Source organism: Arenibacter catalasegens (genome assembly GCF_002909235.1).
In the GTDB taxonomy this organism is placed as follows: Bacteria; Bacteroidota; Bacteroidia; order Flavobacteriales; family Flavobacteriaceae; genus Arenibacter; species Arenibacter catalasegens.
On record NZ_PHQQ01000013.1, the window covers coordinates 54,448 to 76,950 of the forward strand.

Here is a 22,503-nt window from a genome sequence, read left to right on the forward strand (position 1 = left end):
TTAATAGATATACTCCTTATTTTTGCGGCATGATAGAAGATAAGAATCAAGAAAAGACCGGATTAGATCAATTGGGAGAATTTGAATTGATAAAACATCTCACCAAAGATTTTACTATACGGCACAAATCTACCCTAAAAGGTATTGGTGACGATGCTGCCGTCTTGGATTTCAAGGACAAGAAGGCCATAATTTCTACCGATCTATTAATAGAGGGCGTACATTTTGACCTCAGCTATATGCCCTTAAAACACTTGGGCTATAAGTCGGTCATGGTAAATTTGTCCGATATCTATGCCATGAATGCTACAGCTACCCAAGTAACAGTTTCCATAGCCGTATCCAATAGATTTCCTTTGGAAGCCCTGGAAGAGTTTTATAGCGGGGTAGCCCTGGCCTGCGAAGTCTACAAGGTAGACCTAGTGGGCGGAGATACCACATCCTCTACCAAAGGAATGTTGGTCAGCGTAACCGCCATTGGCGAAGCCAATGAAGAAAATATTGTTTACCGAAGTGGGGCCAAACCCAATGATCTTTTAGTAGTTACCGGGGATTTAGGTGGCGCCTACTGTGGGTTACAGGTTTTAGAAAGGGAAAAGGAAGTTTTCAAAGTGAATCCAAACAGTCAACCAGACCTTTCACCTTACACTTATATTGTGGAACGTCAGTTAAAACCGGAGGCCAGAAGGGATGTTAAAGATTTGTTGGAAAAACTGGAGATCCGTCCTACTTCCATGATCGACATTAGCGATGGACTATCCTCAGAAATTTTACATTTATGCGATAAAAGCGAAGTTGGCTGTAATTTATTTGAGGATAAAATTCCGTTGGATCCAACAGTAATTTCGGCATGTGAAGAATTTAAAATGGACAGTACGTTGGTAGCCCTAAGTGGGGGTGAAGATTATGAGCTTTTATTTACTATAGACCAGAAAGATTTTCCAAAGATAAAGGGAAATCCACATTTTACTGTGGTGGGCCATATGACCGATAAGAATGAAGGCGTAAATTTAATTTCCAGAAGCAATACCAAAATTCCTATAACCGCACAAGGTTGGAATTCTTTTTCATAAAGAAAGGGAAACAGTTGGAAATATTACAGCATATTACCTCATGGCAAGCCAAAGAGGCGTCGAAAGGAAACTACTTATAATATTTCGACACAAACTTCGGAGCATTCAAATCTGACTTAGTGAGTAAAAAAAGAATTCCCGAAAATCAAGGACGGTCCTTACTTAAATGTCGTGGGGCGCAGGACATCCAAGAATATGGGCGTACTTATAATTTACGGGAATAACTTCATAAACTCCGATTCCAATTGGGATCGGAATTCGTTTGCCAAAGCATAGTTTAGGCTACTTGTTGGGTGGCCCTATGTCTTTTCTGATAAATATCTTGTAATGTATTATTGATATCCTGTAATTCGGGAGTTAAAGCCGATAGATTTCCACTAACATCCGTTGTCACCTCTTTACCACAGTGCACACATTGATATTCCTTAATATGCAAGGTAACCTTTTTGGATACTGAATAATGGTGTCCGAAAATACTGCAGCAAAATGCGCTGAGTTTTGTTCCGTAGTCTGTGATAACTTTTTTCATAATGCAGGTTTTAGAGTGGCATTGGTAAGGTTTAGGGACCGTGAAATGCAAAAATTAAACTTAGGGTTAATTGGCGATCGTCACTTTCTAAATGACTTTCTGATAATTAACGCCCACACCCTTCCTTTTATTGAGTACAACCTGTTTTATTTTCGTTTTTTTTTAATAAAACTTAATTTTTTCGACAAACTGCGATAATACCATGTTTAAATACCCATTTAAACTAAATGGTTTTTAACCTATCTTTCGCCCAAAATTGTTTTAAATGCCCAACTTTAAGGCAACCCTTGTCTCCTCATTTGCATTATTCTCCTTATTCTTTGGAGCTGGAAATTTAATACTCCCTCCACTGCTAGGGTTTCAGTCGGGAAGTTGGTGGTGGTTAGTAGCCTTGGGTTTTGCAGTATCTGCCGTTCTAATACCTATAATGGGAATTTTGGCACATGCCAAATTACAGGGTACCATATATGACTTTGGAAAAAAAGTCTCCCCTACATTTAGTTTGGTTTATTCCATTCTAATTTATGTTATTTCCATTGGCCTACCTTCGCCGCGAACTGCAGCCGTAACACATGAAATTGCAGTGCAACCCTTCTTTAATACTTCACCTCTTGTTACTAGTATTGTCTACTTTTCTTTGGTTTTTGTGTTTGTTATAAACCGCTCAAGCATATTGGACATACTCGGCAAGGTACTTACACCCGCCATTATTTTAATATTGGTACTGATTATAGGTATAACCATATTTACCTTGGACTTCAATTTTGGGGAAACGGGCATAATTAGTCCGTTCAGTGATGGAATTTTAGAAGGATATCAGACTTTTGATGCTATTGGGGCCGTAGTGGTTGGCGGGGTAATCATTGTCTCTATTAATCTGAAGTCGAACGCATCTTATAAAGACAAAAAGACTTTGATTCGTAATGCCGGTTGGTTGGCCGGTTTTAGTCTTTTTATAATTTATGCAGGCCTAATCCTTTCGGGAGCCTTGAACCATACTAATTTTGAAACCAATATCACTAGAATAGATTTGCTTAGCGGGATAAGCAAAATAACCTTGGGCTATACTGCCAATGTGCTTCTAAGCATCTTGGTAAGCCTTGCCTGTTTTACTACAGCCATAGGCATTGTAACCGGAACCTCTGATTTTATTAAGGACCGACTCCCCAATGCCAGACACGCCTACCTTATAACCGCTATAATGGGTTGCCTTCTCGGGATTCTTATGGGACAGTTTAATGTGGCCTATATTATTACGATAGCCTTTCCAGCCCTAATGTTTATTTATCCTATCACAATCATTTTGATTCTCTTGAACGTTGTTTCAGACAAATGGGCTTCACCAATCGTCTTTAAGGCCGTGGTAATCACGACTATCGTTTTCAGTATTCCGGATTTTTTAGGAAGTTTGGGAGACTTAGCCCCCAACAAGGAAGCCTTTGACTGGATACCCCTAAGCGAATACCGATTGGGATGGGTATTGCCGGCTGTAGTTATTTATGCGATTACGAATGTATTTGCAAAAAAAGGAAAAGTTGTTTGATGTTTTCTTACGATTAGAATAAACACCTGTTTAAATTATGTTTAATTTTCGTGAGCCACATGGTTTTAAGCTGGATATAAAAAATACCCATACTGCTAAATATAATCTTAATAATTATAGTTTTTTGTACTCAGTTTTGAAAGAATTAAACATCGAAGTAATAATTTGTTTAGGGTCTCCATCTGAAAGACTTTCAAACGAAATATACCCCTGATAACCTTGATTTTTAATAATTTTGGCAATTTTTTTCATATATATTGGGGTTTTGATGCCATTTGGGTATATATGTTCTTTAACAAACCAATAAGTGGCATAAGGAGCCAACTTTTCAATTTCATCATAAGGGTTTTCTCCATGCAGGCTACCTACATCTAGAATTAGACCAAACCATTCAGAATCGACCCGTGTAATTATGTCACTAATTTCGTCACTTGTGAATAAAAATTCATTGTGATTTTGCAGGCCTACGATAACACCAATCTCTTCACCGTATTTAGCACAGATTTTATATTCCTCCACAAGCCACTCTTTTACTTCATTTTTTGAAAATCCATCATACTCATGTTTTCCAGTAAAAACCCTCATAATAGTGGCACCTAAGGTTGATGAAACTTCCAACCATTTTCTTATCCTATCCCTATCAACTTTGCGAGAATTTGCATCAGGGTTAACAAAATCATTTCTTATGCCTGTCCAAGGGATATTAAGGCCAAGTTCTAGTGCTTTGCGTTTTAAGCGGAAAAGTTCACTATTCATAGGGGGGTCTGGATATGAAGAGAAATAATATCCTGTCAGGTCCACAGAATCCAGTCCTATACTTGCCGCAAATTCCATCATCTCAAAAAATGTCATTTCGCCACCACTTAATAAGGCATTAAAGGAGTAGGCATTGACACTATATTGTAATCTATTTTTGGTTATTGCTGTAATCTTAGGGCTAGCCATAAGGCTTCGTGTGCCTAGAATAAATGGAGTGAGAGCTAGGCTCCGAATAATATTTCTTCTTTTATTATCCATATCTACAATCAATTTTGGGTTTTAAAAAATAAATATTACTAAGGTAATGTCTATAATTTGCATTAAAACCTATCCCGACCAAAAGTTGAAGTTAGCAGAATTCAAATAAATAACCAATACTCAACCCTTCCCTCAAATAAATAAATCTAGAATCCAAAAAAAGAATCCCCGAGGCAGAGCCATCGGGGATTTATCAAATAATATACTCGGTCCTTAGCACCAAAACAATTTGCCTATCTCTGCGCGAATAGATATTCAAGCTACCTCTTGGCATTCATCAGCTCCTCGATCTCCTCAACTTCAATAGGAATATTCGCCATAAGGTTAAAGGGAGCCCCTTTCTCTTGGATTACTACATCATCTTCCAATCTGATACCCATTTTTTCGGCCGGGATATATATCCCTGGCTCCACGGTATAGACCATATTGGCCACCATAGGTGTTTTTAATGCGCCGTAATCGTGGGTGTTTAATCCAATGTGATGGCTGGTACCGTGCATAAAGTATTTTTTGTAGGCTGGCCAATCCTTATCTTCATTTTGCACATCGGCCTTATCCAACAGACCCAATCCCAATAGTTCGGAGGTCATTAACTTACCCACTTCTTTATGGTATTCTGCCCACATGGTTCCAGGCACCAACATGGCAGTGGCATCATTCTTTACACGAAGCACAGCTTCATAAACCGCTTTCTGCCTTGGAGTAAACTTACCGTTCACTGGAATAGTACGCGTAAGGTCGCTGGAATAGTTGGCGTACTCCGCCGCAACATCCATTAATATCAAATCCCCGTCCTTACATTCCCGATTGTTCTCTATATAATGCAAAACATTGGCATTATTTCCAGAAGCAATGATAGGTGTATAGGCAAATCCCTTGGACCTATTGCGGATGAATTCGTACAACAGCTCAGCCTCTATCTCATATTCCCAGACCCCTGGCTTTACAAAACCCAATAGGCGTCTAAATCCCTTTTCGGTAATATTGCAGGCCGTCTGCATAATTGCAATTTCCTCAGCCTCCTTCACACCCCTTATTTCTTGTAAAATAGGGCTGCTCTTAGCCCATTGGTGGGCCGGGAAATCCTGTTTACACTTTATAATAAAACGATCTTCCCTTGTTTGGGTCTCCACCGCCTGACGGTAATGTTCATTGGTATTAAAGTATACGGTATCTACCTCGGTCATTAGATCAAAGAAAATCTTATCAAAATCCGTCAACCAATAAATCGTTGTTATTCCAGACACTTCCACAGCCTTTTCCTTGGTCAATTTTTCACCTTCCCAAACCGCTATATGGGCATTGGTTTCCCTTACAAACAAAACCTCTCTATGCTTTTTGTCTAGGGCATCCGGGAACAGTAACAAAATAGTTTCCTCTTGATCGGCCCCGCTTAAATAAAATAAATCCCTGTTCTGCTCAAAGGGCATTGTACTATCGGCACCAATGGGATAATTGTCATTAGAATTAAAAACCGCTATACTCTTTGGCTTCATATTGGCCATAAACTTCTTGCGATTCTTTATAAATAAGTTATTATCTATTTGCTGATATTTCATTTTTTATTGTTTTGAAGACAAATTTAAGAAATAGGAAGTGCATAGCCCCACTTAGTATAAAATCATTTTTAAACAAGGGTTCATCTAGCCTTAAACTTACAAAATATCATATCTTCGCCCCATCATTTTGCAATGCAAATACATGCGGCCTCACGCCCCAAAAAACCCTAAAAAACTGACTATTGTTATGACGAAGAATCTTTTACTCCTATTTCTATGTACCACCACCCTAAGCTCGGGTCAAGTAAAAAATTCTGCAGTTACAACAGATGACTATTTAAATATCCTTAGGAGCAATATTAGTGGAGAGCTAGCCTATGAGACCACTGCATTCGTTGAACAATTTTGGCGTGTGGTAGGCAACGAAGGTTTTAACAAAAGCATCTATAAAATTGCGGCTGGTTTGGAGGCAGCAGGATATGTCCCTGAGAAAAACGCATCTAACATAGACCGATTCACGTATAGAATTGAAAACAGGCCCCTACAGCATCCGACCTGGGAAATTATGAACGCGGAGATTACTCTTTTAGGAGACAATGAACCACTGTTGTCCTTTATTACCAATAGAAACATGGTTTATCTAAATTCAATTTCAACCCCTAAAAATGGAACTACCGCCGAAATTATTTATGTTAAGGACATGGATGATCTACAAAGGCTATCCTTAAAAGGAAAAATTATTTATACGGAACTCAATGCCTTGGAAGTCTATAATAAAGGGGTTTTAAAAAAAGGGGCCTTGGGAATAGTTAGTTACGACAACCCCGCTTATCTAAAACCAGAAAAAAACACAAATTCCATCCAATTCAGAAGTTTACCCTATGACCCTAAAAATACATGGGGAATAGCGCTTTCCTATCAGGCTAAAGAAAAACTAAAGGCCTTACTGGAAAAAGGCAAAACATTTATGAAAGTAACTATTTCCAGTAAAATGTATCCTTCGGAAGAACTAACTATAGTGGCCAACATAAAAGGCTCCCAAATTCCTGAGGAACGTATTGTTTTTAGTGCCCATGTGCAGGAACCGGGAGCCAATGATAATGCCAGCGGCGTGGGCGCACAATTGGAAATGGCTACCGTTTCGGCACAATTGATAAAAAAAGGCAATATCGATGCCCAAAGAACTATGACCTTCCTTTGGGGGGATGAAATCATTTCTACAAAAAGATATCTAAAAGAAAATGAAAAAAGATCTGCCAATATTAAATGGGGAGTTAGTCTGGACATGGTTGGGGAAAATACAGCCCTTACCGGGGGTACTTTTTTAATCGAGAAAATGCCAGATCCCAGTGCCATTTGGACCAGGGGTAAAGATAAGCACACCGAATGGGGCGGAAAATTGCTTAGCTTGGAAGATATGAAGCCCCATTACCTAAATGATTATATGCTCCATAATTTTATGAAACAGGGGGAATTTGCCCATTGGCCAGTAAATTCCAACCCTTATGAAGGGGGCAGTGATCATACCCCATTTTTGGAAAACCATATTCCCGGATTATTGCTCTGGCATTTTACCGATCAATTTTATCATACTGATGGGGATAGATTGGATAAGGTCTCCCAAGAAACACTTAAAAATGTTAGTATAGCAGCCTTGGGCAGCGCATTGACCTTGGTTAATGGGGATTCCTATACGGCAGTGGATATCGTTGAAATTGTTAAAGATGCAGCTACGAATCGACTTGCAGAAGAGTTTTTGCTCAGCGAGAAATCTGTAAAGACCGGAAATCCTGTGGAAAATGAGGTAGCTATAATAAATGCTTGGGAAGATTGGTATTTAAAGGCAATAGCCTCTACGAGGGATTTGGCCTCGCCGGAAAATACGGTAATTTTGGATAAAGCCATTTTACAGGCCCAGGCCATTGTAGAATCCCAGTCCAAAATTTTTGTTTCTGAATTGGAGAAATAAGGCTATTAAATATTCCCTAACTCAATAAAAATTATAATTGATTTGGGGATTTAAATGAAGAAACGCCTAGGATATTTGATCTATATTGACCATAATCATCACAGTCCAGAGTAAGGCCGCCCATAGCCAAAGTATGGCTACATAGGTAGCAATAAGCAGCACTTTGGAATTGGATATCTTATTTAGGAAATACCATGCCACGGCCGCAAATACAAAACTGAAGGACCATAACATACCAACCATAATAAGGGTTGGCCAAACCCAGTCACCATGCCAATCGTTTATTGTAGGAAAAGATGCAAATAGAAAAGATACTGGAAAATATAAAAGACCGCCCAAAGCACCCATGCTCAAGAGACCAAGTATTGCAGTTACAAAAAATGCAATTAATGAGAATTTAATATTAAATGTCCAAGTTTTCCAGAGTACCATCCAATGATCTTGATTTTTACTGTTGGGTTAGCTTCTAACGCTGAGAAATCAATAAAAGTATATTCATACCAAACGGTATTTTAAATTTATGTAGGAAAATACATTAAACAAATAATCCTTCAATTGAAGGCATTTTATTAACACTATTCCCTGAAACTGCCGTTATACGTAGATTCTTTCCTTAATACTACAGGGGTGCAAAATTCTAGACTCTTGAAATATCTTCTCAATTCAACTTTTACGTAATCCTGAAAAAAATATTTTAGAGTTATTTATTCATTACAATTATGGAATTCTTTAAATTGGTTCTAAATACCGTACATAAATTCAACAAAGTTTGTTAATAACTCGATTCTAGAGTAAATTTGCAATCAAAACAAATAACCAATGAGTGGATTTTTAAACTCTTCAATAGGCAGAAAGTACACTATGGCCCTTTCCGCCTTTTTCTTAATGATTTTTATCCTTCAACATTTTGCCATTAATATCCTATCCGTTTTAAGTCCGGATACCTTTAATGAAACTTCTCATTTTATGGGTACCAATCCCCTAATACAATACGCGTTGCAACCTGTATTGCTTTTTGGGGTTATCTATCATTTTGTAATGGGATTTGTTCTGGAAATAAAAAACCGGAATGCACGGGCCATTAACTATGTCAAAAACAATGGTGCCGCCAATTCCACCTGGATGAGTAGAAATATGATTTGGAGTGGTGGCTTTATTCTGGTTTTCCTAATCATTCATTTCTTGGATTTCTGGTTTCCTGAAATCAATACAAAATATATTCAAGGAGACATGTCCGGTTTGCTAGCCGACGGGGAAGGTTATCGTTATTACGAAGAACTTACCCATAAATTTGTCCCGATATGGAGGGTTGCCCTTTATTGCTTAGGCTTTGTTTTTCTTTCGTTGCACCTACTCCACGGCTTTAATTCCGCATTTCAATCGGTTGGTGCCAATAATAAATATACAAAAGGGTTAAAAGGATTCGGAAAGGCGTATGCTGTTTTAATTCCATTAGGATTTATTTTCATTGCACTATTTCACCATTTTAACCATTAATAATACATTTCTATGTCTGTATTGGATTCTAAAGTACCAAAAGGCCCATTAAAGGATAAATGGACGACCTATAAGGATAAAATAAACTTAGTAAATCCCGCCAACAAACGAAACATCGATGTTATTGTTGTTGGAACAGGTCTTGCTGGAGGTTCTGCCGCCGCAACCTTGGCCGAGCTTGGTTATAGGGTAAAAGCATTCTGCTATCAGGATTCCCCGCGTAGAGCACATTCCATCGCAGCACAGGGAGGTATAAATGCCGCAAAAAATTATCAAGGGGATGGGGATTCTACCTATCGTCTGTTCTATGATACTGTAAAGGGTGGCGATTACCGTTCCCGAGAAGCTAACGTATACCGTTTGGCAGAGGTTTCGGCCAATATTATTGATCAATGTGTAGCACAAGGGGTTCCCTTTGCTAGAGATTATGGTGGACTATTGGACAACCGATCTTTTGGTGGTGTATTGGTATCCCGAACGTTTTATGCAAAAGGACAAACGGGCCAACAATTATTGTTAGGGGCATATTCTGCCATGAACAGACAGATCGCCCGTGGGAAAATAGAAATGTACAACAGGCACGAAATGCTAGATGTTGTAAAAGTAAATGGAAAGGCGCGCGGTATTATAGCGCGGAACCTAGTTACCGGGGAAATAGAACGCCATTCCGCACATGCAGTAGTAATTGCATCGGGGGGTTATGGAAATGTATATTTCCTTTCAACCAATGCTATGGGGTCTAACGCAACAGCAGCCTGGAAAATACATAAAAAGGGAGCCTTTTTCGCAAACCCATGTTATACCCAAATTCACCCTACCTGTATCCCACGCTCGGGAGACTATCAATCCAAATTAACCCTAATGTCCGAGTCACTACGTAATGACGGCCGTATTTGGGTCCCTAAAAATATGGAAGATGTGTTGGCCATTAGGGAAGGAAAATTAAAACCTACCCAATTGAGCGAGGATCAAAGGGATTACTATTTAGAAAGAAGATATCCTGCCTTTGGAAACTTGGTGCCACGTGATGTGGCTTCCAGAGCGGCGAAAGAAAGATGCGATGCCGGTTATGGTGTTAACGCTACCGGGGAAGCGGTGTATTTGGATTTTAAATCGGCCATTGAACGATATGGTTTGGAACAAGCTAAGATCCATGGTATTCAAAATGCTTCCAAAGAAAAAATTACTGAACTAGGTGCAGCTGTAGTAGAGGAAAAATATGGAAATCTTTTTCAAATGTACGAGAAGATCGTTGATGAAAATCCATATAAAACCCCAATGATGATCTATCCTGCAACCCACTATACTATGGGAGGCGTTTGGGTAGATTACAACCTCATGACCACTGTGGAAGGCTTATATTGCATTGGTGAGGCCAATTTCTCTGATCATGGAGCAAACCGTCTAGGGGCATCTGCCCTAATGCAAGGTCTGGCCGATGGCTATTTTGTATTGCCCTACACCATGGGGGACTACTTGTCACATGAAATTAGAACAGGGAAAATTGCAACCGACACCCCTGAGTTTGATGAGGCCGAAAAAGAGGTCACCGAAAGAATCAACTTCTTTGTGAATAATAAAGGGTCTCATTCAGTAGATTATTTCCATAAACGCTTGGGGAAGGTAATGTGGGACAAATGTGGTATGTCCCGTAACGCTACAGACCTAAAATTAGCCATAGCAGAAATTAAGGCTATCCGAGAAGAGTTTTATAAGGAAGTAAAAGTCCCTGGGTCCGCCAATGAGATGAATCCAGAACTGGAGAAAGCAGGTCGAGTGGCCGATTTCTTGGAATTGGGCGAATTGTTTGCCAAGGACGCCTTAATGCGAGAGGAATCCTGTGGAGGACATTTCCGTGAAGAGTCGGTAGAAATTGATGGCGAGCAAAAAGGAGAAGCAAAACGTAACGATACAGATTATGCTTTTGTAGCTGCTTGGGAATACAAAGGAGAACCTTCAGATGCCGTTTTGCATAAGGAACAACTGGAATTTAATGATATTGAATTAAAACAAAGAAGTTATAAATAGTCAAAAGACAAAAGGCAAAAGGCAAAAGGCAAAAGGCAAAAATTAACAAAATTTGCCCATATGAACGAAGTAAGAACGTATAAAGATTTATTGATCTGGCAAAAAGGAATAGAAATCGTTAAGGAGACATATTTGCTATGCAAAGAAATTCCAAATGACGAATTATTCGGATTACAAAGTCAAATCAAGCGTTCCTCAATTTCAATACCTTCAAATATTGCCGAGGGATGGGGTAGAAATTACACGAAGAATTATATCCAGTTTTTAAAAATTTCCAGAGGATCCTTATTAGAATTGGAAACTCAAATAATTATAGCAAAAGAATTAAACTTTATTTCAACCGATAGTTATAATAGAATTCAAGGTTTAATTACCGAAGAAAGTAAAATGTTAAACGCCTTCATTAAATCGATAGACACATAACTAATGCCTATTGGCTTTTTGGCTAATAAACTATAAGAATGAATCTTACATTAAAAATTTGGAGACAAAAAGGACCACAGGACAAAGGTAAAATGGTCGAATATAAAGTGACTGAGATTTCAGAACACATGTCTTTCCTTGAAATGATGGATGTTTTAAACGAACAGCTCACCAACACAGGGGACGAACCTGTAGCCTTTGACCATGATTGTCGTGAAGGAATTTGCGGCACCTGCTCCATGTACATCAATGGGGAAGCGCATGGTCCAGATAGAGGGGTTACTACCTGTCAGTTACATATGCGAATGTTCAAGGATGGGGACACCATAACGATTGAACCTTTTAGGGCCAAAGCCTTTCCGGTTATAAAAGATTTGGTTGTGGATCGCAGTTCTTTTGATCGTATTCAGCAGGCCGGTGGTTTTATTTCCGTGAACACCTCAGGAAATACACAAGACGCCAATGCCATTCCTATAGACAAGCATGCGGCCGATACGGCCATGGATTCCGCTACCTGTATTGGTTGTGGCGCCTGTGTTGCTAGTTGTAAGAACTCCTCAGCCATGCTATTCGTAGGGGCTAAGGTTTCCCAATATGCTTTACTACCGCAAGGACAGATTGAAGCCACCGACAGGGTCAAAAATATGGTTGCCCAAATGGATTTGGAAGGTTTTGGAAACTGTACCAATACCGGTGCCTGTGAGGTAGAATGTCCTAAAGGAATTTCCTTGGAAAACATTGCCCGTATGAACAGGGAGTTCTTTAGTGCCAGCATAAAAGGATAATACGGATTAAAATATTAATTCTGATTTACAAAAACAAACCCCATCCCTCTACAGGAATGGGGTTTTTGTTTACGCAGATCTTAAAAATCCAGTATCTTTAAGTATGAATAAGGAATATAAGGAAGAACGGATAATTGTCCCTCGTTTCAATGAAGAGTCCGGTTTTTATACGACCCCTGAACGTTCTAAAATTATGGGAAAAATCAGAGGTAAAAACACCATTCCCGAACTCAAATTTAGAAAAGCCCTATGGGCCGAAGGATATCGATATAGAGTAGATTATAAGAAGTTAATAGGCAAACCAGATATTGCCCTAAAAAAATATAAAACGGTCATCTTTATAGATGGTGAATATTGGCATGGTTACAACTGGGAAGAGCGGAAGCAAAAAATTAAGACCAATAAAGAGTTCTGGATACCAAAAATTGAACGTAATATTCAACGGGACCAAGAAGTAAACTTGAAACTACAGCAGTTGGGCTATACCATATTCCGATTTTGGGAACGGGAAATCAAAAAAGAATTAGAACAATGTTTAAACCAAGTAATTGTCCATTTACGGTCACAACAATCCTAAATTAAGTATACAGCCCACATGCCAACTTATAGAAACAAAATATCATCTAAGCTTCCCAAAGTAAAAACCACGATTTTTACCACTATGGGTCAATTGGCACAAAAGCACAGTGCAATTAATCTCTCTCAAGGTTTTCCTAATTTTGAACCTGATCCAACCTTGATCGATTTGGTAACCCAAGCCATGAAGCAGGGCTATAACCAATATGCACCCATGGCAGGTGTCTATGAACTTCGTGAAGTGCTCTCTAAGAAAATGGAGCAATTATATGGGAGGTACTATAACCCAAACAATGAAATTACAGTAACGGTAGGTGCCACACAGGCTATTTTCAGCATCATTACAGCCTTTATAGGCCATGGTGATGAGGTAATTGTCATTAAGCCGGCATACGATTGTTATGAGCCAGCCATTGAAGTCAATGGAGGGATTCCTGTATTTGTTCAGTTAAACAATAGTGATTTCAAGGTAGATTGGACAGAATTTCGTTCCAAAATTACTTCCAAGACCAAAATGGTCATCATTAACACCCCTCATAATCCCAGTGGCACTATTTTCTCCAAAGACGATATGCTTCAACTACAGCATAGTCTTGAAAAAACAGATATAATTGTCATTAGTGATGAAGTATACGAGCATATTGTTTTTGATGGTTATACGCATGAAAGTGCTTCAAAATATGAAGCGCTCGCCTCCCGCACCTTTGTATGTGGTTCCTTTGGAAAAACATTTCATATCACAGGATGGAAAATGGGGTATTGTGCAGGCCCTGCCGAACTAATGCACGAATTTCGAAAAACGCATCAATTCAATGTTTTTAGCGCAGACCATGCCGTTCAAAAAGCTTTGGGCACCTATTTAAAAGAACCTGAACATTATTTGGGTTTGAACACGTTTTATCAAAATAAGCGCGACCTTTTCCTTTCCGGATTAAGCAGTTCAAGGTTTAAAATACATCCCTGCCAGGGCACCTACTTTCAATTGGCAGATTTTAGCGGCATTAGCCTAGAACCAGATGAAGTATTTGCTGAACGATTAGTCAAAGAATATCAAATAGCCAGTATTCCCATTTCAGGGTTTAATTCCAAGGGAATTGATAAACACCTATTACGATTTTGTTTCGCCAAGACCAACGAAACCTTGGAAAAGGCCACAGAAATTCTTTGCAAGTTATAATCAATATATTTTATATCGAATCTCCCGGTAATAGGTCCAACCGCATTAACCAATCCATTTGTTTATCCTTGCCAATGTAATACGGGTGACTTCCAAACTTGTAGAACCCCAATCTTTCATAAAATTTAATGGCTTTTTTATTGAGTTCCCAAACACCAAGCCACAAGTAATACTTGTTTTTGGACCTTGCTATTGAAATGACCTGCGTCAATATCCACGCTCCAAAACCCTGACCTTGGAGTTCCCCCAAAACATAGATGCGTTCAATCTCCATAGAATTACTATCCTTAATATCCGATTGGGATCCATTTTCATTCAACTTAATATACCCTACTAAAATAGCATGGTTGTAGACCAAATAAAAGGATGAATTGTTATCATTGAGTTCCTTGAGGAGGGCTTCCTCGCCAAAAGCCGAATTAAGGTATTCCTTAAAATACTCAGGATTATTATCCTTTTCAAAAGCTTCTATAAAAGTCCTCTTGCTCAGATTTGCCAAAAAACCCAAATCGCTAATAGAACAAGCTTCCAAATGTAGTTTCATTTCTTAGTTTTTGTTTCCTAAAAATACAATTTTCAACACGGTCATAAACAAAAAAAAGGGAGCAATACTACAAAGTATTGCTCCCTTTTAAAAATTTAAATCTATGCCTAAAGCATAAATAATTTTTTCATCAATCGTACAATGCCTATAAAAAAGTCATTTCGATAAACTTGAATTTCTTCCTGTGAGGGGGCGTGGCTAATTTGGGCTTCCATAGTAAAATAGGTTTAAAGGTTTAGTAGTAGTTAAATTTGGGGTCTAACTTCTGTTATTGATTACAATATAATTCAGATAAACGCAATATTTAAAAAATTGTTGTGAAATATACCTTAATTGTTGTAAGCGTATAAAAATAGTCAATTACATCGATAACTGGCAACTTCCAAAATGTTAAATTTCCATTTCCGGGATATCTCCCACGACGATTAAATTGCCTTCTGTGGCTTTAATTATTTCTTCAACACTTAAGCCTGGGGCCCTTTCCAACAATTTAAATCCTTTTGGGGTTACTTCCAGCACTGCCAGGTTGGTCACAATCTTTTTTACACACCCAACACCTGTCAGCGGTAAAGAACATTTTTTCAATAATTTGGATTCTCCGTCTCTGTTGGTATGCATCATAGCGACAATGATATTTTCAGCAGAAGCCACCAAATCCATAGCTCCTCCCATTCCTTTCACCATTTTTCCAGGAATTTTCCAATTGGCAATATCACCGTTTTCTGCGACCTCCATAGCCCCTAAAATGGTTAAATCTACATGCTGACCCCGAATCATCCCAAAGCTCGTTACAGAGTCGAAAAACGAGGCTCCTGGAAGAGTGGTAATGGTTTGCTTGCCGGCATTAATGAGATCGGCATCCTCTTCCCCTTCAAAAGGAAAGGGACCCATTCCCAACACGCCATTTTCACTTTGAAATTCCACACTTATATCTTCCCTTACAAAATTGGCCACCAAAGTTGGTATTCCAATTCCCAAGTTAACGTAATATCCTTCCTTTACTTCCTTTGCAATGCGTTTTGCTATTCCGTTTTTATCCAACATAATTGTTGATTTGATAATTAATTAATTTGATAATTTACCACGTTTACTGCTACCTATTATTTTCGAGATAATTCGAATGATAGCTTCCAATTCTGAAAAAAGCGTTACTTGCGGATTTGGATAGTGCTTTGACTCCTTGCAAAGTTTGATCCACTAGGAGGTTTCGTCCGCTTCCTTAGCTGCAATCTTAAATTTATGTATAAAATCAGCAGTACTTTCCCCATTTTGGGCCTCCCAGGTATTTGCACCGATAGATGTTCCACTTCTAAACAATTGGGATGCCATTTCATACTTATTAAAAGATCTCAATACTTCACAATATTCAATTATTTCCAAGGAAAAATCGAAAGTTTTCTTTACGATTATATTTTCCTTATCACTCCTCATATTAGCAAATTTTCAAATTAATTAGCTTTACGTACGGTTAACTGCTCAATTCTTTTCTCGTAATCTTTACCTTGGAAAATACGTTGTATAAAAATTCCTGGAACGTGAATTTGGTTGGGATCCAGCTGCCCTGCTGGCACCAATTCTTCCACCTCAGCAACAGTAATCTTGGCTGCCCCACACATGGCAGGATTAAAGTTTCTCGCCGTTCCTTTAAATATTAAATTTCCTGCCTCATCCCCCTTCCAAGCTTTTACAAAAGAAAAATCGGCTTTAAAGGCCTCCTCCAGTACATACATTTTTCCATTAAACTCCCTGGTTTCCTTACCTTCGGCTACTTCAGTTCCGTAACCGGCCGGTGTATAAAAAGCAGGGAAACCAGCCTGGGCCGCTCTACATTTCTCCGCCAATGTTCCTTGTGGCGTTAATTCCACTTCCAATTCCCCGCTTAACATTTGGCGTTCAAATTCATCATTTTCGCCAACATAGGAAGATATCATCTTCTTTATCTGACGTTTGTGTAACAATAAACCCAGACCGAAATCGTCTACCCCGGCATTATTGGAAATACAGGTTAAGTCATTAATCCCCATCTTCACCAGTTCCGCAATTGCATTTTCGGGAATGCCACATAATCCAAATCCTCCCAGCATAAAAGTCATACCATCCTTTACCCCTTGTAATGCCTCTTCAACGTTGGCCACAGTTTTACGTATCATATAAAATCGACTTAATTAAACCAAATCCTTAATCACTCTAAAATACAGGTTTTTAACGAAAAATGCCCTTAACTTTCTTTTAAAAGCAAGGGCATTTCTTAAAATTATTTTCAATTTTCTCTAAAAATCCAAATCATCCTCGGTATCAATATCATTCTCAGATTCAATGCCCGATTTAGAGCAATCTACATTTATGGATAAATTCTCAGGTTTTTCAAAATCTTCAACAGAAACGCCCAAATCCTTATTAGCATAATTCTTTTTCATGTACAATCCCCAAATAGGAAGCGCCATGGAGGCTCCCTGTCCGTAAGTAATAGTTTTAAAATGAACAGCCTTATCATCGCCGCCAACCCAAACACCGGTTACCAAATTTGGAACCATCCCCATAAACCAACCATCACTTTGATTTTGGGTTGTACCTGTTTTACCGGCAATCTGGTTTTTAAATTCGTACGGATAACCAGTTATAATTTCCTCGTATTCCTTGCGCCATTTGTCATAACCCGTGGTTCTTAACCTTGTTCCAGAACCTCCCTGGGTTACTCCGGACATAAGATTGACCATCGCATAGGAGACATCCTTACTTAAAACATCTTTTGTCTCTGGGACATACTCAAAAAGCACAGTTCCATTTTTATCCTCGATCCTCGTTACCATTACGGGTTTTACATATACTCCTTGGTTAGCAAAAGCACCATATGCCCCCACCATCTCATATACATTAAGGTCTGCGGTTCCCAGTGCTATGGAGGGCACCTCTGGAATATTTCCAGTAATTCCCAAATTTTTTGCAATGGCCACAACTGCTTTGGGCCCAACCTTATCTATCAATTGCGCAGTAATCGTATTTACAGAATTTGCCAATGCATGTTTAAGAGTCATCATTTCACCAGAATATTTGCCGTCCGAATTTTTAGGACACCATGGATCTGGATTTCCATGTTTATTAGCCTCAATACAATATTGATTGTCCGGAAGAACATCACAGGGCGAAAGTCGCAATTGATCAATGGCTGCAGCATACACAAAAGGCTTAAAAGTAGACCCAACCTGCCTAGCTCCTTGAATAACATTATCATATTGAAAATGCTTGTAATCTATTCCACCTACCCAAGCCTTTACATGCCCGGATTGGGGTTCCATGGACATCATTGCCGTCTTTAGAAAGGTTTTATAATATCTAATGGAATCCATTGGGGTCATTACCGTATCCTTTTCCTTGGTCTCACTATTCCAATCAAAAACAGTCATCTCCACAGGCTCGTTAAAGGAAGCTCTAATATCCTTTTCATTTTTCCCTTGATCTTCTAGGTTATGCCACCTATGTGAGGATTTTATAGCCCTCTCCATGATCCGATCTATTTCCCCAGGAACTTCTTCAATAAAGGGAGCTGTTTTATTGCGGTCAGGGGTGTTTTGATGAAAAAATTCGGCCTGTAATCGTTTCATATGTTCGGCAACAGCATCTTCGGCATTCTGTTGCATGCGGGAATCGATAGTGGTATAAATACGTAATCCGTCCAAGTATATATTCCATTTATCACGCTCCCCTTTAAGTGCCGGTTTTGGATTTTTCTTAATCCATTTGTTCATAAAGCCCTGTAGGTACATTCTAAAATACGTGGCAATACCTTCCCTATGCGATTCCGGATTATAATTGATATCCATTTTTAAGGCCTGTAGCGAATCTTTTTCAACCTCACTGATAAATTCAAATTTCGCCATCTGGCTTAATACCAAATTTCTCTTTTCCCTAGTTAACTCTTCACGCCTTAAGGGATTGTAGTATGATGAATTCTGCAACATACCTATCAACATGGCAGATTCCTCAATTTTTAGATTTTTAGGTTCTTTTCCAAAATAAATTCGCGATGCCGAACGGATACCATCGGCATTATTGCCAAAATCATAAATGTTGAGGTACATCTTAATAATCTCTTCTTTGGTATAACTCCGTTCCAATTGTGTGGCGATGACCCACTCCTTGGCTTTCTGTTTTATAGTTTCAAATTTGTTTCTTGACCGTACCCCAACAAAAAGCTGTCGCGCCAATTGCTGTGAAATGGTACTTGCGCCTCCACGTTTTCCCAAAAAGACAACTGCGCGTAATACCCCTTTGGCATCAATACCGGAGTGCTCATAATAACGAACATCCTCGCTAGCGACCAGAGCATCTACTAAATTTTTTGGCAAATCTTTGTAATCAACATCGGTACGGTTGTCATCCAAATAGAACTTCCCTAAAGTCTCACCATCAGAAGAAATAATCTCGGATGCCAGTTTGGTCTGCGGATTTTCCAAGGTCTCAAACGTAGGTAACTCACCTAAAAAACCCCATGAAGCCGATAGGAACAATAGGGCAATTGCGAAAATTCCAGTCGCAAATAAGATCCAAAACCACTTAATGATTGTAAAAAAATTGTTATTGCTTTTCTTCTTCTTCTTGGTAGCTGTTGCCATAAGCCTACTAATTACTTTTTTCGATTAAATATCCCACATCGGTGATACCTTCCAATTCGACAATTCCATCTACTAGGCCATTTTTACGCATGGCATGGGAAATTTCTAAGGTATATACGCCTGAAGTTGGGAAAACGACGTTTTCTTTATACCATAATTTGTTTTCCTTTAAACTGCCATAACCCGTTCCCAACCATTCTCCATCCGGTTTGGACATTTCATATTCCAATGTATCGCGTTGCATATCTCCGTTTGGAAACTGCAATTCTGCAATTAAAAAGAGGTTGCTATATAGGTATGTTCCGTCATTTCTTACGTTAATAAACATATCGTATTCTTGAAGAGTATCCAATTCCTTAAAAGAAAAGGCTACTACACTATCCTTGTTCCAGATTCCGTTTTGTGTTGGACTGTATTCCGCTTTTACGGTTTGCCCATCGCAAGAAACCATAATAACTACTAACAAAAATGCACCTAAACTCTTAAGCATTGTTGGCAGGTCTTTTTTTATAATTGCTTTTTTTCTTTTTCTTGTTATTCCTGTTGGACCTACTCTTCTTAGGGGTGTCAAAACGGGTCAAGCTATCCTGCCCCACCACGTTCTCAAAAACCTTTTCCACTTCCTGTACATTCTCTACGGCATATTCTTCCAAACTGGCCACTTTCTCCCTATTCTTATTTTTTTCCAAAACCTCTATTACCTGATCTTTGGACAAAATATGCCAATTAGCAGGTTCGTCTTTATATGAAAACCACAGAGAAGCTTTAAAAATATCTACCTTCTGACAAAAAGCCATCCCTTTTTCGGTAAAAAGTTTGGTGTCCTGACCCGGAAAATCCTTTAAGGCATCTAAATAAACGTCCAATTCATAATTCAGACAACACTTTAGCTTTCCACATTGCCCTGCAAGTTTTTGTGGATTAAGGGAAAGTTGCTGATAACGGGCTGCAGAAGTACTAACAGACCTAAAATCGGTTAGCCATGTGGAGCAGCACAATTCCCTGCCACAAGAGCCAATTCCGCCCAATCGTTGGGCTTCTTGCCTATAACCAATTTGTCTCATTTCTATTCGAATACCAAACGCTTTGGCCATGTCCTTGATCAACTGACGGAAATCTACACGGTCTTCTGCAGTGTAATAAAAGGTAGCCTTGGAACCATCTCCTTGAAATTCCACATCGGAGATTTTCATCTGCAATTTTAGCACAATGGCTATTTCCCTGGCCCTCTTTTTAATTTCCTCTTCCCTGTCCCTACATTTTTGCCAAATATCGATATCCTTTTGGGAAGCCTTTCGGTAAACTTTGGGGAGTTCCGGATTGTTATAATCCTCCTTTTTCTTTTTCATTTGCATCCTTACCAATTCCCCGGTAAGGGTAACCATGCCTACATCATGACCGGAAGTAGCTTGCGTAGCTACTATGTCACCAATAGAAAATGAAAGATTTTCGGAATTTCTGAAGAATTCTTTTCTGCTATTTTTAAAACGGACTTCCACACAATCAAATGGTTTTTCGCCATTTGGGAGTGACATATTGGAAAGCCAATCAAATACCGTCAATTTATTACAGCCATCAGTGCCACAAGTACCATTGTTCTTGCATCCTTTAGGCTGTCCGTCCTTACCGGTTGAACAACTGCTACAACCCATATTTCGTATCTTGGTTTAGTAAAAATGTAACACTTTTACTAAAAAAGGTTCATAAAATTATTAAACGTAAAGATAGTGTTTTTTTAATGCGATGAAAAGAAAGAGTTTCGTTGTCAGCGTTAAGCTTTACATAAAGCAAGAAAAACAACCTCTAATAATGGAATTAAATAGTTAACCCGTCCATTAAGATGACAAAATATACCTGCCATTTTTTAATGGTCCATCGTTAAAAAAATTTTGTTTAAACCAAATAAAAAACAACCTCTCTATTATTATTAAAACAAGTTCATTTATTCTTAGAACCTCAACAAAGAGCTACTTCTTGTACTTTAGCACTTCTGATCGGCCCTTTTTAAAAATCTTATTGCTTACCACTTTCCCTTTTCTGAGCCTTTTCTGGTCCTCAAAAGGTAATTCATGAATTTCTTTACATTCCACGGAACAGCATTGGTTCATGGTCTCGGCACAAGCCTCACACTGGATAAAAAGCAGATGGCATGCTTCATTGGCGCAATTCACGTGGTTGTCACATGGATTTCCACATTGATGGCAATGTGCAATGACATCATCCGTAATCCGTTCTCCCCTACGGTGATCAAAAACAAAATTCTTACCCAGAAATTTATTTTCCAGGTTCAAGTTATTTACTTGCCGGGTATATTCAATTATACCGCCTTCCAGCTGGTATACATTCTTAAAACCCTTATGTTTATAATAGGCGCTGGCTTTTTCGCATCGAATACCACCGGTACAGTACATGACCAACTTTTTATCCTCTTTATGGTCGGCAAGATCTTTTTCAATAATATCCAACGAATCCCTGAATGTATCCACATCTGGGGTAATCGCATTCTTAAAATGTCCAATTTCACTTTCATAGTGATTCCGCATATCCACCAATAGGGTATCGGAGTCCTCCATAAGTTCATTAAATCTAACGGCATCAACATGGATTCCCTTATTGGTAACATCAAATGAATTGTCATTCAACCCATCCGCCACGATTTTTTCACGCACTTTCACCTTTAGTTTTAAAAATGATTTGTTGTCCTGTTCAATCGCAACATTCAATCGAACATTTTCCAAAAATGTGATACTGTCCAAATGTGCTTTAAAGGCTTTGAAATTTTCGGCAGGAACGGACAATTGGGCGTTAATACCTTCATGAGCCACATAAATACGGCCTAGAACATCCAGTTCGTTCCAATGGATAAACAAATGATTTCGAAAAATTGACGGATTGCCAAGACGTGCATATTGATAGAAAGAAATGGTTAGGCGTTCCAATCCTGCCTCCTCTATTAAGGCTTCCCTTTCTTTTGCACTTAAGGTATTGTACAGTTGCATACTATACTAATAGTTTAAGTTAAAGAATTAATTTACACTGCAAAAATAGGATTTATCCCTCGGGATAAAAAGGTTTAATGCTGGTTTTTTAATTTCTGCTAGGGACCTAAATTAAAAAAGGATCTTGAAGTAATCAAGACCCTTTTTAAGGTCAATATTGCTTTTTCTTTTTCATAGAATTACAATAAAATATTGACCCACAACCCTTATTGTTTTACCAGAACAATAAGC

General features: G+C 38.7%; 20 protein-coding genes and 1 pseudogene. 9 read left to right on the forward strand and 12 right to left on the reverse strand.

From position 1 onward, the window contains the following. Positions 1–29 precede the first annotated feature (29 nt). Positions 30–1,073: a thiamine-phosphate kinase gene (gene thiL, locus CWD90_RS11820; RefSeq protein WP_103476277.1), complete on the forward strand. Its 1,044-nt coding sequence runs from the start codon at positions 30–32 to the stop codon at positions 1,071–1,073. A 277-nt stretch (positions 1,074–1,350) separates the two neighbouring features. Here thiL and CWD90_RS11825 read toward each other — a convergent pair whose 3' ends face one another. Beyond that, on the reverse strand, positions 1,351–1,602 hold the full coding sequence (locus tag CWD90_RS11825) for a hypothetical protein (RefSeq protein WP_103476278.1): 252 nt from the start codon (positions 1,600–1,602) through the stop codon (positions 1,351–1,353). A gap of 265 nt (positions 1,603–1,867) precedes the next feature. Here CWD90_RS11825 and brnQ point away from each other — a divergent pair, with 265 nt between their 5' ends. Next, positions 1,868–3,145 carry a branched-chain amino acid transport system II carrier protein gene (gene brnQ / locus CWD90_RS11830; protein ID WP_103476279.1) on the forward strand — a complete coding sequence of 426 codons (1,278 nt, stop codon included), beginning with the start codon at positions 1,868–1,870 and terminating at the stop codon, positions 3,143–3,145. 114 nt (positions 3,146–3,259) lie between these two features. Here brnQ and CWD90_RS11835 read toward each other — a convergent pair whose 3' ends face one another. Together CWD90_RS11835 and CWD90_RS11840 are read right to left on the reverse strand one after the other, a co-directional pair. Further along, complete coding sequence (locus CWD90_RS11835) at positions 3,260–4,162, reverse strand: sugar phosphate isomerase/epimerase family protein (protein WP_103476280.1); 903 nt, start codon at positions 4,160–4,162, stop codon at positions 3,260–3,262. Between the two features lie 260 nt (positions 4,163–4,422). Further along, the gene (locus tag CWD90_RS11840) at positions 4,423–5,721 is read right to left on the reverse strand and encodes an aminopeptidase P family protein (RefSeq protein ID WP_103476281.1); all 1,299 of its coding nucleotides are present in this window, start codon (positions 5,719–5,721) and stop codon (positions 4,423–4,425) included. Between the two features lie 187 nt (positions 5,722–5,908). Between CWD90_RS11840 and CWD90_RS11845 the strand changes: the two genes are divergently transcribed. Next, positions 5,909–7,630 carry a M28 family peptidase gene (locus CWD90_RS11845; protein WP_103476344.1) on the forward strand — a complete coding sequence of 574 codons (1,722 nt, stop codon included), beginning with the start codon at positions 5,909–5,911 and terminating at the stop codon, positions 7,628–7,630. Between the two features lie 66 nt (positions 7,631–7,696). Here CWD90_RS11845 and CWD90_RS11850 read toward each other — a convergent pair whose 3' ends face one another. Further along, a complete protein-coding gene (locus CWD90_RS11850; protein ID WP_103476282.1) occupies positions 7,697–8,062 on the reverse strand; it encodes a hypothetical protein in 366 nt (121 codons plus the stop codon). A 387-nt stretch (positions 8,063–8,449) separates the two neighbouring features. On the opposite strand from CWD90_RS11850, the gene CWD90_RS11855 reads away from it, so the two are divergent. The 6 genes from CWD90_RS11855 (at position 8,450) to CWD90_RS11880 (ending at position 14,116) form a co-directional block, all read left to right on the forward strand. Continuing rightward, on the forward strand, positions 8,450–9,127 hold the full coding sequence (locus CWD90_RS11855) for a succinate dehydrogenase cytochrome b subunit (RefSeq protein ID WP_103476283.1): 678 nt from the start codon (positions 8,450–8,452) through the stop codon (positions 9,125–9,127). Between the two features lie 12 nt (positions 9,128–9,139). Continuing rightward, complete coding sequence (locus CWD90_RS11860) at positions 9,140–11,155, forward strand: fumarate reductase/succinate dehydrogenase flavoprotein subunit (protein WP_103476284.1); 2,016 nt, start codon at positions 9,140–9,142, stop codon at positions 11,153–11,155. Between the two features lie 60 nt (positions 11,156–11,215). After that, the gene (locus CWD90_RS11865; RefSeq protein ID WP_103476285.1) at positions 11,216–11,578 is read left to right on the forward strand and encodes a four helix bundle protein; all 363 of its coding nucleotides are present in this window, start codon (positions 11,216–11,218) and stop codon (positions 11,576–11,578) included. 38 nt (positions 11,579–11,616) lie between these two features. Beyond that, positions 11,617–12,363 (forward strand): succinate dehydrogenase/fumarate reductase iron-sulfur subunit, encoded by a 747-nt coding sequence (locus tag CWD90_RS11870; protein WP_103476286.1) that lies wholly within the window; start codon positions 11,617–11,619, stop codon positions 12,361–12,363. A 103-nt stretch (positions 12,364–12,466) separates the two neighbouring features. After that, positions 12,467–12,940, forward strand: coding sequence for a very short patch repair endonuclease (locus CWD90_RS11875; RefSeq protein ID WP_103476287.1), 474 nt, complete (start codon positions 12,467–12,469; stop codon positions 12,938–12,940). Positions 12,941–12,958: 18 nt separating this feature from the next. Next, positions 12,959–14,116 (forward strand): methionine aminotransferase, encoded by a 1,158-nt coding sequence (locus CWD90_RS11880; protein ID WP_103476288.1) that lies wholly within the window; start codon positions 12,959–12,961, stop codon positions 14,114–14,116. A gap of 10 nt (positions 14,117–14,126) precedes the next feature. Here the strand turns inward: CWD90_RS11880 and CWD90_RS11885 are convergent, their stop codons facing one another. The 8 genes and pseudogenes from CWD90_RS11885 to trhO form a co-directional block, all read right to left on the reverse strand. Further along, positions 14,127–14,660 (reverse strand): GNAT family N-acetyltransferase, encoded by a 534-nt coding sequence (locus CWD90_RS11885; protein WP_103476289.1) that lies wholly within the window; start codon positions 14,658–14,660, stop codon positions 14,127–14,129. A 390-nt stretch (positions 14,661–15,050) separates the two neighbouring features. Beyond that, a complete protein-coding gene (locus tag CWD90_RS11890; RefSeq protein ID WP_103476290.1) occupies positions 15,051–15,704 on the reverse strand; it encodes a CoA transferase subunit B in 654 nt (217 codons plus the stop codon). Positions 15,705–15,725: 21 nt separating this feature from the next. Beyond that, positions 15,726–16,091: pseudogene (locus CWD90_RS11895) on the reverse strand (four helix bundle protein). Between the two features lie 17 nt (positions 16,092–16,108). Continuing rightward, complete coding sequence (locus tag CWD90_RS11900; RefSeq protein WP_103476291.1) at positions 16,109–16,810, reverse strand: CoA transferase subunit A; 702 nt, start codon at positions 16,808–16,810, stop codon at positions 16,109–16,111. A 120-nt stretch (positions 16,811–16,930) separates the two neighbouring features. Then, a complete protein-coding gene (locus CWD90_RS11905) occupies positions 16,931–19,273 on the reverse strand; it encodes a penicillin-binding protein 1A (protein WP_103476292.1) in 2,343 nt (780 codons plus the stop codon). A 7-nt stretch (positions 19,274–19,280) separates the two neighbouring features. After that, positions 19,281–19,763, reverse strand: a complete 483-nt coding sequence (locus CWD90_RS11910; protein WP_103476293.1) for a gliding motility lipoprotein GldH — start codon at positions 19,761–19,763, stop codon at positions 19,281–19,283. Next, positions 19,756–20,925 (reverse strand): PSP1 domain-containing protein, encoded by a 1,170-nt coding sequence (locus CWD90_RS11915; protein ID WP_103476294.1) that lies wholly within the window; start codon positions 20,923–20,925, stop codon positions 19,756–19,758. Before CWD90_RS11915 ends, CWD90_RS11910 begins: the two co-directional genes overlap by 8 nt. Positions 20,926–21,240: 315 nt before the next feature. Then, complete coding sequence (trhO, locus tag CWD90_RS11920) at positions 21,241–22,272, reverse strand: oxygen-dependent tRNA uridine(34) hydroxylase TrhO (protein ID WP_103476295.1); 1,032 nt, start codon at positions 22,270–22,272, stop codon at positions 21,241–21,243. Between the last annotated feature and the right edge of the window lie 231 nt (positions 22,273–22,503).

Coding starts and splice junctions, on each gene's coding strand:
- CWD90_RS11915 (WP_103476294.1), bottom strand. CDS start 20,925: ATGGGTTGTAGCAGTTGTTCAACCGGTAAGGACGGACAGCCTAAAGGA.
- brnQ (WP_103476279.1), top strand. CDS start 1,868: ATGCCCAACTTTAAGGCAACCCTTGTCTCCTCATTTGCATTATTCTCC.
- CWD90_RS11860 (WP_103476284.1), top strand. CDS start 9,140: ATGTCTGTATTGGATTCTAAAGTACCAAAAGGCCCATTAAAGGATAAA.
- CWD90_RS11880 (WP_103476288.1), top strand. CDS start 12,959: ATGCCAACTTATAGAAACAAAATATCATCTAAGCTTCCCAAAGTAAAA.
- CWD90_RS11875 (WP_103476287.1), top strand. CDS start 12,467: ATGAATAAGGAATATAAGGAAGAACGGATAATTGTCCCTCGTTTCAAT.
- CWD90_RS11850 (WP_103476282.1), bottom strand. CDS start 8,062: ATGGTACTCTGGAAAACTTGGACATTTAATATTAAATTCTCATTAATT.
- CWD90_RS11855 (WP_103476283.1), top strand. CDS start 8,450: ATGAGTGGATTTTTAAACTCTTCAATAGGCAGAAAGTACACTATGGCC.
- CWD90_RS11910 (WP_103476293.1), bottom strand. CDS start 19,763: ATGCTTAAGAGTTTAGGTGCATTTTTGTTAGTAGTTATTATGGTTTCT.
- CWD90_RS11890 (WP_103476290.1), bottom strand. CDS start 15,704: ATGTTGGATAAAAACGGAATAGCAAAACGCATTGCAAAGGAAGTAAAG.
- CWD90_RS11885 (WP_103476289.1), bottom strand. CDS start 14,660: ATGAAACTACATTTGGAAGCTTGTTCTATTAGCGATTTGGGTTTTTTG.
- CWD90_RS11865 (WP_103476285.1), top strand. CDS start 11,216: ATGAACGAAGTAAGAACGTATAAAGATTTATTGATCTGGCAAAAAGGA.
- thiL (WP_103476277.1), top strand. CDS start 30: ATGATAGAAGATAAGAATCAAGAAAAGACCGGATTAGATCAATTGGGA.
- CWD90_RS11870 (WP_103476286.1), top strand. CDS start 11,617: ATGAATCTTACATTAAAAATTTGGAGACAAAAAGGACCACAGGACAAA.
- CWD90_RS11845 (WP_103476344.1), top strand. CDS start 5,909: ATGACGAAGAATCTTTTACTCCTATTTCTATGTACCACCACCCTAAGC.
- trhO (WP_103476295.1), bottom strand. CDS start 22,272: ATGCAACTGTACAATACCTTAAGTGCAAAAGAAAGGGAAGCCTTAATA.
- CWD90_RS11900 (WP_103476291.1), bottom strand. CDS start 16,810: ATGATACGTAAAACTGTGGCCAACGTTGAAGAGGCATTACAAGGGGTA.
- CWD90_RS11840 (WP_103476281.1), bottom strand. CDS start 5,721: ATGAAATATCAGCAAATAGATAATAACTTATTTATAAAGAATCGCAAG.
- CWD90_RS11825 (WP_103476278.1), bottom strand. CDS start 1,602: ATGAAAAAAGTTATCACAGACTACGGAACAAAACTCAGCGCATTTTGC.
- CWD90_RS11905 (WP_103476292.1), bottom strand. CDS start 19,273: ATGGCAACAGCTACCAAGAAGAAGAAGAAAAGCAATAACAATTTTTTT.
- CWD90_RS11835 (WP_103476280.1), bottom strand. CDS start 4,162: ATGGATAATAAAAGAAGAAATATTATTCGGAGCCTAGCTCTCACTCCA.